The sequence below is a fragment of the Ignavibacteria bacterium genome, assembly GCA_017303675.1.
In the GTDB taxonomy this organism is placed as follows: Bacteria; Bacteroidota; Ignavibacteria; order Tepidaquicellales; family OLB5; genus OLB5.
Genome location: JAFLBX010000001.1, coordinates 1,612,457 through 1,627,061 on the forward strand (window position 1 = coordinate 1,612,457; position 14,605 = coordinate 1,627,061).

A 14,605-nucleotide genomic window follows, 5' to 3' on the forward strand; every position below is an offset into this window, starting at 1 on the left:
ATGGAAAAATACATTGTAGATATAATTTATTTAATAGGCTCGGTAACATTTATATTAGGTTTAAAAATGCTGAGCCATCCCGATAGCGCAAGAAAGGGCAACCTGATCGCGGCTTTTGGTATGACAATTGCTATCTTCGGAGCTATTTTTCTGGAAGATGGAATAGGCAACTATATATGGATATTCGGCGGTATTTTAATAGGAACAGTAGTAGGATGGATAGCAGCAAAACGCGTAAAGATGACAGCGATGCCGCAAATGGTATCCCTTTTTAACGGAATGGGCGGCGCCTGCGCAGCTGTAATTTCAATTGTAGAATATACAAAACATGATTTCAGCCATGGCGGAGCAGCACTGGTTGCGATAATAATGGCAGGCCTTATCATCGGTACAGTTTCGTTCACCGGAAGTATGATAGCATTCGGTAAGCTTAACGGTAATATCGGCGATAAAGTATTCCCCGGACAGAAATTCATAAACCTGGTAATATTACTGGCAGCAGTCGGACTTGCAACATACCTTTCAATGCAGCCTGCAGCAAATAACATGCTTCTTTATGTTGTTTTAGGAATTGCAGTTCTGTACGGAGTTATGTTTGTTATGCCTATCGGCGGAGCAGATATGCCGGTGGTGATATCACTGCTTAACTCCTTTACAGGTGTTGCGGCAGCATTTGCCGGTTTTGTTTACAACAACCAGGTAATGTTAACAGGCGGTATTTTGGTTGGTTCAGCCGGTACTATTTTAACGATACTTATGTGTAAGGCTATGAACCGCTCTTTATTTAACGTTATTGCCGGAGCATTCGGCACAGCAGGCGGAGCATCAAGCGGTGATAAACAACAGGGAACTGTGAAAGAAATTTCAGCTTCCGATGCTGCAGTATTACTTGCATATTCAAAGAAGGTATTCATAGTTCCGGGTTACGGACTTGCTGTTGCACAGGCGCAGCATACCTGCCATGAGCTAGAAAAACTGCTTGAAGAAAAAGGCGTTGAAGTAAAATATGCCATTCATCCAGTAGCAGGCAGAATGCCGGGCCATATGAACGTACTGCTTGCAGAAGCTGACGTTCCTTATGACAAGCTTCTTGAAATGGAAGATGCCAACGGTGAAATGCCGAATACTGATGTAAGCATTATTATCGGTGCCAATGACGTTGTAAACCCGGCTGCACGGCATGACCAGTCCAGCCCGATTTACGGAATGCCGATACTTGATGTGGATAAATCAGCCAATGTGATAATTATGAAACGCTCTATGGCAGCAGGTTATGCAGGTATTGATAATGAGCTGTTCTACTATCCCAATAACAGAATGCTCTTCGGTGATGCAAAAGCATCCCTGCAGAAGCTGGTTACGGAAGTTAAGGGATTATAAAAAAGAAATAAAGATATGTAACTGTTTTGAGGAGGCTTTTTAAGCCTCCTTTTTTTTTATTAACCCGCCATACTGTATTTCTTCTTTGAACTTTCGAATAAAGATAATTTTTCTGTAAGCCAATCCTTATAGGCACAGCTTTCTTTCTGCAATTTTTGAATCTCCAGGCCGGCTTCAAATTTCTTAGAGCCTTCGGTAACTGAAATAAGTCTTTTAGTATATTTCAAAAATGCGCGGTGAAATGTTTTCCTGGGGGCAGGCATCATTTTATCATTCCTCAGGAACTGCGTATATGCATGAATCAACTCGAGTGCTGAGTTCAATTCATTATCTTCATAAAGGATACGCAGCTTAAGGTTATATATATCATATTTAAAAATGAACTGGGTAATATCAATTGAACTGATTGTTTCAAGGGCTTTTCCGCTTCTGCCGGTTGAAAAATAATAAAAAGCCATTGCGTACTGTTTCATGTTTTCCCTTTCAGAAGGTAAGAGTTCATCAACAAACCTGTTTATTACTCTAAGCAGCCATGGAAGCTTTTTAAGCTTTACTGCCTGAAGAACAACCGTTCTGAAAAGATTAACGGGGATATAACGAGTTTTGTTATCTCTGTAATAACTATTTTCCAGGAATATTAAATACAGCTTCAGCAATTCACTGTTATAAATATCAGGATTTTTACCATATTTTGCTCCTAAAATACAGCAGCTTATAAGCTTGGAATAATGCATCGAAATTTCATCATTGCTTAAATGGGGTAAGGAGGCTTTTACTAAATTCCTGTATTTTTCATAATATTTGAAGTTCCCTGCTTTTTGGAAGGCTTGGATCATTGCAATATAAAGCTCGGCAACAAAACTGTATTGGCTTTTTGATTTTACCAATTTGTATAATGATGAATCACAAATTTCGTTTACAGCCTTTATAAAATCTCCATCAGCAGGGGAATCGATAAATCTATCTTCAAAAATAATAAGATTACTGAAATTTGCGGTAATTTCCATAAAAGAATACAGTAGAATAAATTCTTCCGCAGATCTAAAATCCTCAGTAAGCCTTGTTATTGATTTTTTAGAAGTCCGGTTACTAAATATCATTTTAAGGTTAATATTCATTACCTGCAGTTTATATCTTTCCAGAAAATAAGAAGAATCTATAAAACCAGAATTTCCTTTGATTGCACTGAATTCTCTAATCAGCTTTGCAGCATTTTTATGAAGCCCTCTTTGAGAAAGCTCATAAATTTTTTGAGAAAGGGTATTATTATTTTTTATCATAGAATCTATTGCGATAAATTCAGCAGCTGCTTCATAAAGAGATGAAAGGAGATCTCGCATAGTGCCGCCGTTGTAATTCATTCCCGGATATACAATGCTGTATAATGATTCTTTTGAACAGCTAACATTTGTATATAGAGGGTGGAATTTTATCAGTTCGGTATACAGTATTACCAATGCTTTTCTTGTAACAAAAAATTCAGAATTCAGAAACATTAAAAATCGTTTCTGCTCTTTTGCTGTAAAAGATCTTAAAAGCTTAATAAGATCATGTTTAAAAAGCGGCTTATTCTTCATTTAAATAGAATTTCTTTACTTCAAATGCTGTAACGAATATTCCTAAAATCCCTTAAAATAACAATAAAATCAATGATTTAAGAAATCCACACATATAAAAATGACTTCAAATAAAGTAACATTTGCTTTTTAAAAAAGTACATGTTGGCAATCATTGCTTATTCCAAAAACAAAAGGAGAATAAGCCATGAAAAAACTTTCAATTAATTTTCGTTCACTTGTTTTCACTTTAGTATTAGTAGTTTCAATTACGGGAATTTTTTATAATACAGCTGTTTCAGGAGAAAATGATAATAAGCAATTTGAAACAACCTATAATGAGATCTGCGATACATGTTATATAATTTATGTATGGATAGACGGTGTTCGCTGGGCACAGGTTTATAACCAGGATGGAACAATGGTAAACTTTTATCCGGATTCAGAAGATTAGCCATTAGGTTCATAACAAAAAAATTTTCATCACCACCCTCTAGCGCGTGATAAAGATCGGAGCGCAGTATAAGCAGCAACCTGCGCTCCCCCTTAACGCAAAGTGAAAGCAGAATTTGCCATATTTTTTTGCAAAAACGTATCCCCTTATATATTTAATTTAGAAACTTTATTAGCGATATTTACATTGAGTTATAATAAATGACCAGTTCAAAACTGAAAATATTGCTGTTAGTTTTCTGTTTCGTATTTGTAACAACGAAGCCGGAATCCCAATGGTTAAAACTCAATACTTCAGGCAGCATTGAACATTTAAAAAATGCATCTGTAATTTACGATCCTTCCGGTAACAGGTTAATAGTATATGGCGGCAGAAATGCCTCGGGAAATCCCGTAAACAGTATGTTCAGCCTTAACCTGAACAGTAATGTATGGTCACAGGTTACGCAGGTTGGGGGACCCATACCGGCACCGCGTTATACTCATAACGCCCATTACGATATTAATACCAATTCTATGATAGTCTGGTCAGGGCAGGGAACAGGGAGCACTCTTTTTAATGATGTATGGAAATTCAGCTTTGCTACAAATACGTGGAGTGTTTTATGGGAAGACGGCAATGTTACCAATGCACCTTCACGGAGATATGGCACAGCATCAATATATGAACCTGTTTCAGGCAATATATCAACATTTGCAGGCTTTACATCAGCAGGCAGGTTTGATGATACATGGACATTTGATGTAATTTCACTCACATGGCAGGATAAAACAGTTGCGCAAAAGCCGCCAAAGCGCTGCCTTCATTCTGCAGTATATGCAAATGATATGGGCAGAATGGTAATTTACGCTGGTCAGGATGATAACGGACTGCGTGATGATATATGGGAGTGCCAGCTCAGCAGCTATTCATGGAATAACATTACGCCAACACTAAAACCGCCGGCGCGGTTCTGGAATTCAATGATATATTATAATGGCGGGAATATAATTATCTGGGGCGGGCTCAGCACCGGCGCAAGAAATGATATGTGGAAATTCCGCATGGGCAGTAATTTATGGGAATTTATTGTTCAGGGCGCTGTTGTTCCTCCGGCCAGGTGGGGACATACGGGAATTTACATTCCCGAACAGGACAGGATGATAATTTTCGGCGGAGAAGGTGATTCTTTATACAAGGATACATGGACGTATAACAATGTAAGTGTAATAGGTTTTGAACCGATTTCTGAAATAATTCCGAAGGAATATAGTTTAATGCAAAATTACCCTAACCCGTTTAATCCCGTAACAAAGATAAGATTCACTACCCCCCTCAGTCCCCCCGAAGGGGGGAAGTTGATCAGACTTCAGGTGTTTGATTTATCCGGTAAACTTGTAAAAACTCTTGTAGAAAATAATTTAAAAGCAGGGGAATATGAAGTTGAGTTTGATGGCGGCGGACTTTCAAGTGGTGTATATTATTACAGGCTGAGTACTACTGGCTATATTGAAACCAAAAAGATGGTACTTGTGAAATAGAACAATAATAAGCAGTATTAAAATAAAGTTGTTACGGTGAAAGTCGGGTAAATAGCCCGGCTATTTTTTTGATTGATTAGCGTAATATTTTTGAGTATTTTTGTAGTTTAAGCCAAATTTAACAATATTTTAACTTACACATTAACTTCTGAAAGTATAAGGCATTTTATGTCAAATATAAGAATAGATAAAATTAAAGAAATTCTCACAGAATTGAACCTTGATGCATTTTACATTACGCACATACCTAACATTCGTTATTTGAGCGGATTTTCAGGATCATCAGCCTACATTATAATTACTAAAGATAAGAATTATTTTTACACAGATTTCCGCTACCAGACTCAATCACATGATCAGGTAAAAGGATTTGAAATAGCAGTAAATTATTCACCTGCTGTTAATATTAAAGAGACCATGCTGAATGAAAAATTCAGTAATGTTGGGTTTGAATCAGCGCATTTAACAATTCACCAGCTGAACATACTTAAGGAATCGCTTCCCGGGATAAATTTTGTAAGTGTACCTGAGCGGATTGAAAAGCTTACAATGGTGAAAACAGCAGATGAAGTTTCAAAAATTAAAAAAGCCTGCGAAATTACAGATAAGGTATTTGATAAGCTGCTTGAGATAATAAAACCCGGAATGAAGGAAAGCGAAGTATCAGCTGAAATTTCATACTGGCATAAAAAATACGGGGCTGAAAAGGATTCATTTGATCCAATTGTCGCAAGCGGCTGGCGCGGAGCGCTTCCGCATGGTATGGCAAGCCAAAAGGTGATAGAATCCGGTGAACTTGTCACTCTTGATTTTGGTTGTATCTACGAAGGATTCTGCAGCGATATGACCCGCACAATTGCCGTTGGCAAGCCTAAAAGCGATGAAATGGTGAAGATATACGACGTAGTACTGCAATCACAATTGCTTGCTGTGAATGCAGCAAAAGCAGGTGTAAATACCAGGCAGCTAGATTCAATTGCGCGTAATTATATTAATGAAAAAGGATATGAAGGAAAGTTCGGACATGGTTTAGGTCATGGCCTGGGAATTGAGGTTCATGAAATGCCCGGTGTAAGCCAAAGGATGGATATCGATATACCGGCAAATGTTGTGTTCACCATCGAGCCCGGTATTTATATCGAAGGGCTTGGCGGCGTAAGAATTGAAGATGATGTTTTCACAAAAGAAGGCGGATGCGATGTGCTGAATACTTCACCAAAAGAATTGATTATAATTTAAATCGCCAAGAGCGCTGAGTACATTTTTTACACTCTCGGCGTATTAAATGAATGGCTTGAAGTATACATTAAAGCAGATATTGCTTAATCAGATCTTGAAAAGTAGTAATTATTATCTGATAAACCGCCAAAAACGCTAAGTACGCCAAATAAAAGCACTCAGGTATTGAATAAATCACTACAAACACCAGGTATGAATTTAGATGAAATTGGAAAACAAATTGTTGACGCAGCTTATGAAGTTCATAAAACATTAGGACCTGGCTTACTGGAATCAGCTTATGAGGCATGTTTGAAGCACGAACTTACTTTAAGAGGAATAAGATTTGTTTCTCAAAAGGAAGTACCTCTGATTTATAAGGGAATACGTGTTGATGTTGCATATAGATTAGATCTCTTGGTAGAAGATGTAATAATAGTTGAAATTAAATCAACAGATAGATTAACTGATATCAATCTGGCTCAAATTATTTCATATTTGAAATTAAAGGATTTGAGATTAGGATATCTGATTAACTTCAATGTTAAATATTTCAAAAACGGCATAAAAAGAGTTGCTAACAATTTTGCAGATGAATGAATTTGGCGTCTTTAGCGCTTTTGGCGGTTAAAACAAAAATAAGAAAGTATAATTGAAGAAAGTTTTAGTAATAACACATGATTTTCCCCCTTTAGGCAAGGGCAGCGTATTGCGTCCTTTGAAGTTTTCCAAGTATTTCAGGACATACGGCTGGGAACCTATTGTTCTGACATCTACCCCAAAGACATATTATTTCAGGGATGACAGCCTGCTGAGGGAAGTTGAGTCGCTGGGAATACAGGTATACAGAACGCCCGGCAGCGGGAATAATCTGCTTACGGGCAGAAAGCTTAAAGACCTGCCAAATGAAGGCTCCAGAAAGCTGAAGCGCAATATCAGCCGTTACCGTAAACAGCCTGATGAACACAGAAGCTGGATTAATAAAGCTGTAAAGCTGGGTAAAGAAATAATTGAATCGCATAAAATAGAGATAATCTACGCTACCGGTCCCTCATTCACAGCGCTGATAGCAGCCGGTGAATTGAAGGATAAATTCAAAATTCCATTGGTTACCGATTACCAGGATTCATGGCTGCACTCCCCAAGCGCATATTACCCTATGGGTTATCACAGGCTGCGCAATATGAAGCTTGAACAGGAAGTAATAAAAGTAACTGATGAGATCATAACTACCAACAGGCGCATAAAAGAATACCTGATAGAAGAATATGACTATCTTAAGCATGAGGATATAAATATAATTCATCACGGTTATGATGTTGACGATCTTAACCTGGCGGCACAGGGACCGCTTCCTGAGAAGCCGAAGATGCGTTTCACAACTTCCGGGAATTTCTTTGATCTGGTAACACCGAAGTATTTTTTTGAAGGCATGCGCCTTGCTTTCGAAAATAAACCCGAAATGCGCGGAAAGATTGAAGCGTGTTTTATAGGGGGACTTTCAAAAGAAAACCTAAAACTGATACAGAAAAACAATGTTTCAGATGCTGTTATAAATCCGGGTTATATCGGGCATATTGATTCAATAAAATACCTTATGGCAAGTGATGTGCTGTGGTTCATGATAGATAAAGGAACGGGCTCAGAAGTAATTGCACCTGTAAGGCTTGCTGAATATTTTGGTGTACGCAAACCAATCCTTGCCTGCACACCTGACGGCGCTGCAAAGCAGCTTCTGCGGGATTATGATGCTGTAAGGATATGCGAGCCCGATGAACCGGAAGATATTGCAAAGCTGATAATAGAATATTACGAGCTCTACCAGCAAAGAATGATGCCCATTGCCAATGAGGAAATAGTGCGGAAATTCAATATTAAGAATCTTACTTATGACCTGGTTAGATACTTTGAGTTTTTACGTGACATTCCGCCTGAGTTTGGGATAAGGAAAGCAAAGCCTGCTGTTGAAAATGAGTATTGAGTGGAAATCCTCCTGAAAAAGGGGGATTTTTTTATGTACAGCTGACTGCACGTGCGACACCTACGGTGTCGGGGATCAATTTCATGTTTTATACTATAAACGTATGACCCCTATGGGGTCATTTTTTTTAAAAAGCTACAAACATTTGACCACTCTGCGGTCAATTATATAAACACATCTTTATTTACCGTCCCAATTCGCCTTGGCGAAACGGCCTGGGACGAATTTGAGCTTGGAGCTTTAGATTCATTTTTCTTTAAATAACGGTGCCTTCAGATAATGTTTATTTAATTCCTAAACTGGAGTTTGTCCGAAGGACTTCTTTGGTGGGAATCAGATGTAAAATTGGTTAATGATGTTAGGAGTGTTATTGTTATTTGACTCCGTCAGGAGTCAAATGTTTATAGATATAATTTCGAATTAATTTTCGACCCCGTAGGGGTCGCACATAAAAACAATTGACCCCAATGGGGTCAATTTTTTTGTAATTTTTTAAGCTACAAACATTTGACCGCTCTGCGGTCAAAGATAATTTATATCCTTTTGTCACTAATATCTGCTTGGGAACATTAATAGGATATATATTCTTTGTTTCCCAAACTGGAGTTTGTCCGAAGGAATTCTTTGGTGGGAATCAGATGTAAAATTGGTTAATGATGTTGGGAGTGTTTTGATAATTGACTCCGTCAGGAGTCAAATGTTTATAGATATAATTTCGATTTTACATTCGACCCCGTAGGGGTCGCACATAAAAACAATTGACCCCAATGGGGTCAATTGTTTTATTCTTTTAAGCTGGTTTATATTAAAAACTGGTTTATGGTATTAGGAGTTGTAATTGATTTCTTGTTTTTTGGTATTTGAGCTTTGGAATTTGGCATTTTATTTATTTTCTTCCATGCTTTTATATATCCGCTCAATTATCTCAACGGTTTTCATACCTTCAAATGCGTTGGCAGCGATCGTTCCGCCTTTAGTTAATACATCAATTACATTTTCATAGACCTTTTCATGGTTACTCATTGAGCCCTGGTAGAATCCGTAATCATTTGCGGGCCGCGAAGCGGGGAGACCTTCTATTTTAAATCCATCTATAGACTGGTATTCCAGTACATTTAAATATTGACCGCCTATTTTTACTGTTCCGTTCTCGCCAAATACGGTAATTGAGCCTTCCATGTTCTGCTTATGGCTGTTGACGGTATAATTTATGGTGCACAAAGCACCGTTCTCAAATTCGCCAATTACAACTCCTGTATCTTCAAATTCAACTATACCACTATGAATATAATTTTTTCCTATACCGCTCAATGTTTTAAAATCACCAATAAGCCAGTACAGCAGATCAATAAAATGCGAGAACTGAGTAAACAATGTTCCGCCATCGATAGCTTTTTTACCTTTCCAGTCTGATTGCCTGTAATATTCCTCATTTCTGTTCCAGAAACAATTGAGCTCCACATTCAAAATTTTTCCCAGCTTACCGGAAACTATCACTTCTTTTAAAGCTGCTACAGGCGGATTGAAACGGTTCTGTTTAACTATAAAAAGATCTTTCCCTGATTTATCGGCTTCAATCATCATCCTTTTGCAATCGCTTACGCTGATAGCCATGGGTTTTTCACACAGAACATTTATGCCTGCATTTAAAACAAGGATAGTATGTGCTGAATGAAATGAGTTTGGAGTGCATATCGATACTACATCTATATTTTTTTCATTTTCAAGGAGTGATTCAATATCAGAATAAGGCTTAGCTGAATATTTCTGAGCAAAATCATTTACCCGTTCGGGTTTTATATCACATACAGCGGAAAGTTCAGCAATGCTGTTTATTATTTCCGCATGACGCATTGCTATTCTGCCGCAGCCTATTATTGCAAATCTGAGTTTATTCAATAAAAAATATGTACTTAAGTTTCTGCGTTCCCAAACTGGTTCGCCGCGTCGAATTAGGAACGAGGTTAGATGAACGATTTATGCAAATATCCCGAAAAAGAAGGGGTATTTCAAGTTAATATTAATGCAAATGGTTCCCCTCCTTTATTAAGGAGAGGAAGAGCTCCGCTTGATGCACACCATAGGTGCGATTTTACGGGGCGAGGGGTAGTTACAAATCATTATCTTAATTCAAATACAATTTGGATAATCTGATATTTATACCAGTTTTGAAAAAAATTTATATGTTCTTTTTGTCTTGACATCCCGCATCAAGTGCGGGACAGGCGCCAAGAACCAAAAAAGTCAAGGCTGATGAAAAACGTCTAAAACTCATCGAACGCTATTGACGCAAAAAATAACTCGTCCGGCTGCTGCCGGACTCGAACAGATTTTTTGCGTTTATCAAATGCGTTCTTGAGTTTCTTAACGCCGTTTTTCATAGGCCGTTTTTGATTATTTAAGAAATTTTTTTTGTTGAAGTTTTGCAAACAACAAACATATACAGTAATTTTCAAAGGCGGGTTTTAAATAAGACCATTTGGTTTTAATATCATTTTGAACTTTGTCATTTGGCATTTTCTTTATTCATATTTCAAAGTCTTTACCCATGCAACGTAATCTGCGTCAAGCTCGCTTATTGATTTTCCGGTTATCTTTTCCATTTGTTTGATGCCGGTGTTATCATCATTATATGTATCACGAAAGTGTTTGTAATACTTTTTCAGCAGGTCCTGTTCCTGCAGGTACATGCACAGATATCTTGCCTGGGAATAGTTCACATCGCTTCCATCACTGTAAAATTCTTCCCAATTGGTTTTCATTAATCGTTCAATTGACTTATAACTCTTATCAGCAATCGCATCCTGCAGCGCCGGAAGGCGCCAGTTCACATAACCAAGGATAGTTTTGTTGTTCAGCGAGCATCTTTCATACAGCGAGCCAAGCCCTTCATTAAACCAGGAAGGGATATCGGGGAAATCATACCTCGCTAGCGCATGTGTCATTTCATGCACCAAAGTGCCGGTTCCGGTATTGATGTTCATGAGCATAGTTCTTTCTGAGGGCTTATAATAACCGTATTTTGAAAGGTCATCGTCATCATATAAAGTCTTTGCCCAGTAGCGGTATGTTTTATCATCTTTAAAAAGAAAGATAGTTGTGGCTTCAGTTGGTTTTGTATGAAAGTAGTCGTTGTAAAAACAATCAACAGCACGGTCGATCGTCTGTGAAAGTATCTTGTCGGTTTCCGCTTTGCTTAAGTTGCTTGCAATAACAAAATATGAATGTTCTTTAACGATAAAATCTGTTGAAAGCTTTCCTGTAAGCTCATTTATCCTGCCTGAGAAATTAATTGTAACGCTGTCCGGAGGCTGAACTTTTTTAGTGTTATTATTTATACCGGAGCTACCGGGTGAATTTTCAGCCGGTCTGCAGTCAGATACCAAAAAGATAAGAAATAAACAAAAAAATAAAATCTTTTTCATTGTATAGAAGTGTTTAATGTATAGATTTAAACTGTAAAATATATATAGTGTTCCGCCCTAACGTATGTTAGGCTGAGAGAGCAAAATTAAGCTCAATTTACAAATATTTACACCTAATAATGGAAAATTTTATCATATTATATAGTAACTATTTTGGGTAATTTATATAAATTGGATTGCTTGAAATAGTGCATTAAATTCATTAACTTAATGAACTAAAAATAAGAGAAATTATTGAAAAAAGATAACTCCAAAAAAGAGTCAAAAATAAACAAAGAGGCAGATATCAATAAAACAGCAGAAATAAAAAGTGAGGCAGAAATAATGAATCCTGAAAATTTAGAGCCCACAGAAGCCCCTGAAAATGATGAATATAGTGAAGGTGAAGATAATCCTTTAGATGAGCTAAGTCCTTCGGAATTAGACGCCAGAAAGCGCGATTTTGAGAAGGAAGCTGTGCCGCATATGAAGCTGCTCTTCAATTACGCTCAAAGAATGACCGGTGACCAGCTTGAAGCTGATGACCTGGTACAGGATACCTATATGCGTGCTTTCAGGTTTTTCCACAAGTTTGAACGGGGAACTAACTGCAAAGCATGGCTGTTCAGGATAATGAAGAATTGTTATATCAACAAGTACCGTAAAAATAAAAAAGAGCCTTCAAAAGTTGATTATGAAGATGTTCAGAACTTTTACGATTCAATAAGAGATGATGTAGTTGATCCTAACGATCTGGAACACAAGGTGTTCAGCAACCTGCTTGATGATGAATTAATGAACGCGCTTAATTCACTGCAGGATGATTATAAAACGGTTGTAATACTGTGCGATCTTGAAGGATTGAGCTATGAAGAAATAGCGGAGTTCCTTGATGTGCCGATAGGCACGGTTAGAAGCCGCCTTCACAGAGGAAGAAAAATATTACAGAAAAAGCTTCAGGACTATGCAAAGTCCAGGGGCTATTCGGTTGAATCAATGGCGTAGGTCTCATAAACCAGCATTCATTATTTTTAACCGGAATTAGACGGAGAAAATTGTTATTATCAAAAACCATCAAATACTATGCCTATGGGTCTAAATACTACTACTTTTAACATAGATGAGTTAATTTCATCCTATGCAGATAACCAAATTACAGATCCCGAATTAAAGAAACAAATTGAAGACCTTTTAAGCAAAGATCAGAAGCTCAATGCCAAGTATAAGGCAGAAGTTCTGACCAAAGATCTTTTACGGACCAGGTTACCTGAAGTCGAGCTGCCTTCCGTTACTTATCAGAAAGTAATGCTTTCAATTGATAACATGATAGCGGAATCCAAAAAAAAATACAATACTTCTTCTGCCGGCGGTAATTTAGCTGAAGCAGAAATTGAATACCCTTCCTTCTGGGAATCACTAAAACAGGCATTCACTGAAAAATTCATTGGCGTTCCGAGATATGCATTTGCGATACTTGCATTTGTAATTATCGGGGGTCTTGTTGTATTTTCAGGCGGAAAGAAAACACGCAATCCGTACATTTTAACCGGCACTGAATCAAGCATAATGGTACAGGCTGTAAACAGCTTCCACAAAGTTTTAAAGGGAGATGTTAAGCCGCAGCTTACATCAAGCAATGCAGCAGAGGTTGAAAAGTATGTGATGGAAAAAGCGCATTTCGATCCTTACGTTCCCGTGATTGAAAATTACCAAATAGCAGGTGTTGTTTGCAATGATTATAAAGGCCAGGAACTTGCTCACATAATTTATAAGAACAATGACGGCTCAATGATATACATTCTGCAGGTGCCGATAACTGCCATGCAGAAAAAGAACCTTGATCTGCCTGATGACGTACAGAATGAAATTAAAAAAGCGCAGTATTACATGTGTGATGAGGTTGATGAAAACGACTGCACTATGACACTTTGGTACAAGGAAAATAATGTATGCGCTTCCATGACAACAATGCCGAAGCAGGAAATGTATTCAACGTTCACAAGTTTCAATAAATAAATATAAAAAATTTTAATGTACAGGTTAATTTTAGTATTAATAACAGCAGCGGCAGTTTCTTTTAACTGTTCAAAAACAACGGAAAAAACCGATGTTAAGCCGCAGGATAATAAACAAAACACTCAGCAGCAGAATACACAGCAGCAGAACACACAGCAAAATAACCAGAAACAGGATACAAAGCCTGCTTCGGGCAGCTCTTTTGTTGTGAAAGAAGTTGATAAGGATGTAGCCAAAGATAAGATGGTTGATTTTAAGTGGGATGAGAACGGCAAGGAAATGAAGCTTTCTGATTACAAAGGCAAGGTAATACTGCTGAACTTCTGGGCAACATGGTGCCCGCCATGCAGGAAAGAGCTTCCGGACCTTTCGACAATTTCAACAGAGCTGAAGGATAAGGATTTTAAAATGATTGGTGTATCAGTAGATGATAACCAGGAAGTTCTGAATAATTTCCTTAAAGCTAACAATCTTTCATATACTGTGGTGTTTGAACCAAATGAGCTTGTGGCGAAGTATATGTCAGCTGCCGGGCAGAACCAGAATGTTGTTCCGCAGACATATATTATTGATAAGAACGGTAAAGTTGTTGAAGCAATAATGGGTTCAAGAAGCAAAGCTGACTTTTTGAGTATAATTAATAAGTATTTGTAAGAATAATAATTGTTTTTTTAAAAGCCCGGTATTTGCCGGGCTTTTTTTATTTATAGTTGTTGGTAAACTTTACGCCGTCGTTGGGCTTTTGACCAAATTTAGACGTTGGTGAGAACACCGACGCCGGCGATAAACATACCCTCTCCAGCTCCCCCTCTTAGTGGGAGAGTTAAGAATCTGCCGATAAATTCGGCAAATTTTATGTATATTTGTACGCTAAGCATCAATTATATAATTGAGATTTAGCTAAAATTTTAGTAAATTTAACAGTTTATATGTATTCATATCTTTAAAATTACCTGATTTAACATATAAATATCCAGCCCGGATGGTGAAATTGGTATACACGCTGTGTTCAGGGCGCAGTTCCGGTCACGGAGTGCGAGTTCGAGTCTCGCTCCGGGCACTATAAAAATAAATAA

General features: G+C 37.7%; 12 protein-coding genes and 1 tRNA gene. 10 read left to right on the forward strand and 3 right to left on the reverse strand.

What is annotated here, in order from left to right; genetic code table 11:
• On the forward strand, nucleotides 1–1,380 hold the full coding sequence (locus J0M37_07205) for an NAD(P)(+) transhydrogenase (Re/Si-specific) subunit beta (protein MBN8584869.1): 1,380 nt from the start codon (nucleotides 1–3) through the stop codon (nucleotides 1,378–1,380).
• A 59-nt stretch (nucleotides 1,381–1,439) separates the two neighbouring features.
• Here the strand turns inward: J0M37_07205 and J0M37_07210 are convergent, their stop codons facing one another.
• On the reverse strand, nucleotides 1,440–2,957 hold the full coding sequence (locus J0M37_07210) for a hypothetical protein (protein ID MBN8584870.1): 1,518 nt from the start codon (nucleotides 2,955–2,957) through the stop codon (nucleotides 1,440–1,442).
• 187 nt (nucleotides 2,958–3,144) lie between these two features.
• Between J0M37_07210 and J0M37_07215 the strand changes: the two genes are divergently transcribed.
• From J0M37_07215 to J0M37_07235, 5 genes are all read left to right on the forward strand, one after another.
• Nucleotides 3,145–3,390 (forward strand): hypothetical protein, encoded by a 246-nt coding sequence (locus tag J0M37_07215; GenBank protein ID MBN8584871.1) that lies wholly within the window; start codon nucleotides 3,145–3,147, stop codon nucleotides 3,388–3,390.
• Nucleotides 3,391–3,590: 200 nt separating this feature from the next.
• Nucleotides 3,591–4,910 carry a T9SS type A sorting domain-containing protein gene (locus tag J0M37_07220; GenBank protein MBN8584872.1) on the forward strand — a complete coding sequence of 440 codons (1,320 nt, stop codon included), beginning with the start codon at nucleotides 3,591–3,593 and terminating at the stop codon, nucleotides 4,908–4,910.
• A gap of 168 nt (nucleotides 4,911–5,078) precedes the next feature.
• Entirely contained in the window at nucleotides 5,079–6,149 is a 1,071-nt protein-coding gene (locus J0M37_07225; protein ID MBN8584873.1) for an aminopeptidase P family protein, read from the forward strand.
• 192 nt (nucleotides 6,150–6,341) lie between these two features.
• Nucleotides 6,342–6,728: a GxxExxY protein gene (locus tag J0M37_07230; protein ID MBN8584874.1), complete on the forward strand. Its 387-nt coding sequence runs from the start codon at nucleotides 6,342–6,344 to the stop codon at nucleotides 6,726–6,728.
• Nucleotides 6,729–6,780: 52 nt separating this feature from the next.
• Nucleotides 6,781–8,109: a glycosyltransferase gene (locus J0M37_07235; GenBank protein MBN8584875.1), complete on the forward strand. Its 1,329-nt coding sequence runs from the start codon at nucleotides 6,781–6,783 to the stop codon at nucleotides 8,107–8,109.
• An 882-nt stretch (nucleotides 8,110–8,991) separates the two neighbouring features.
• Here the strand turns inward: J0M37_07235 and J0M37_07240 are convergent.
• Both J0M37_07240 and J0M37_07245 read right to left on the reverse strand, forming a co-directional pair.
• Nucleotides 8,992–10,008, reverse strand: coding sequence for a Gfo/Idh/MocA family oxidoreductase (locus tag J0M37_07240; protein MBN8584876.1), 1,017 nt, complete (start codon nucleotides 10,006–10,008; stop codon nucleotides 8,992–8,994).
• A gap of 623 nt (nucleotides 10,009–10,631) precedes the next feature.
• Nucleotides 10,632–11,534: a hypothetical protein gene (locus J0M37_07245; GenBank protein MBN8584877.1), complete on the reverse strand. Its 903-nt coding sequence runs from the start codon at nucleotides 11,532–11,534 to the stop codon at nucleotides 10,632–10,634.
• A gap of 324 nt (nucleotides 11,535–11,858) precedes the next feature.
• On the opposite strand from J0M37_07245, the gene J0M37_07250 reads away from it, so the two are divergent.
• The 4 genes from J0M37_07250 to J0M37_07265 all read left to right on the forward strand — a co-directional run bounded on the left by J0M37_07250 (nucleotide 11,859) and on the right by J0M37_07265 (nucleotide 14,589).
• Nucleotides 11,859–12,518 (forward strand): sigma-70 family RNA polymerase sigma factor, encoded by a 660-nt coding sequence (locus tag J0M37_07250; protein ID MBN8584878.1) that lies wholly within the window; start codon nucleotides 11,859–11,861, stop codon nucleotides 12,516–12,518.
• A 78-nt stretch (nucleotides 12,519–12,596) separates the two neighbouring features.
• Nucleotides 12,597–13,529: a hypothetical protein gene (locus J0M37_07255; GenBank protein MBN8584879.1), complete on the forward strand. Its 933-nt coding sequence runs from the start codon at nucleotides 12,597–12,599 to the stop codon at nucleotides 13,527–13,529.
• Between the two features lie 15 nt (nucleotides 13,530–13,544).
• Nucleotides 13,545–14,183, forward strand: coding sequence for a TlpA family protein disulfide reductase (locus tag J0M37_07260; protein MBN8584880.1), 639 nt, complete (start codon nucleotides 13,545–13,547; stop codon nucleotides 14,181–14,183).
• A gap of 322 nt (nucleotides 14,184–14,505) precedes the next feature.
• Nucleotides 14,506–14,589, forward strand: a tRNA-Leu gene (locus tag J0M37_07265).
• Nucleotides 14,590–14,605: the final 16 nt, after the last annotated feature.

Bases quoted from the DNA above. Each gene is read 5' to 3' on its own strand.
- J0M37_07215 (MBN8584871.1), top strand. From the start codon at position 3,145: ATGAAAAAACTTTCAATTAATTTTCGTTCACTTGTTTTCACTTTAGTA.
- J0M37_07245 (MBN8584877.1), bottom strand. From the start codon at position 11,534: ATGAAAAAGATTTTATTTTTTTGTTTATTTCTTATCTTTTTGGTATCT.
- J0M37_07250 (MBN8584878.1), top strand. From the start codon at position 11,859: ATGAATCCTGAAAATTTAGAGCCCACAGAAGCCCCTGAAAATGATGAA.
- J0M37_07210 (MBN8584870.1), bottom strand. From the start codon at position 2,957: ATGAAGAATAAGCCGCTTTTTAAACATGATCTTATTAAGCTTTTAAGA.
- J0M37_07255 (MBN8584879.1), top strand. From the start codon at position 12,597: ATGCCTATGGGTCTAAATACTACTACTTTTAACATAGATGAGTTAATT.
- J0M37_07230 (MBN8584874.1), top strand. From the start codon at position 6,342: ATGAATTTAGATGAAATTGGAAAACAAATTGTTGACGCAGCTTATGAA.
- J0M37_07260 (MBN8584880.1), top strand. From the start codon at position 13,545: ATGTACAGGTTAATTTTAGTATTAATAACAGCAGCGGCAGTTTCTTTT.
- J0M37_07225 (MBN8584873.1), top strand. From the start codon at position 5,079: ATGTCAAATATAAGAATAGATAAAATTAAAGAAATTCTCACAGAATTG.
- J0M37_07205 (MBN8584869.1), top strand. From the start codon at position 1: ATGGAAAAATACATTGTAGATATAATTTATTTAATAGGCTCGGTAACA.
- J0M37_07220 (MBN8584872.1), top strand. From the start codon at position 3,591: ATGACCAGTTCAAAACTGAAAATATTGCTGTTAGTTTTCTGTTTCGTA.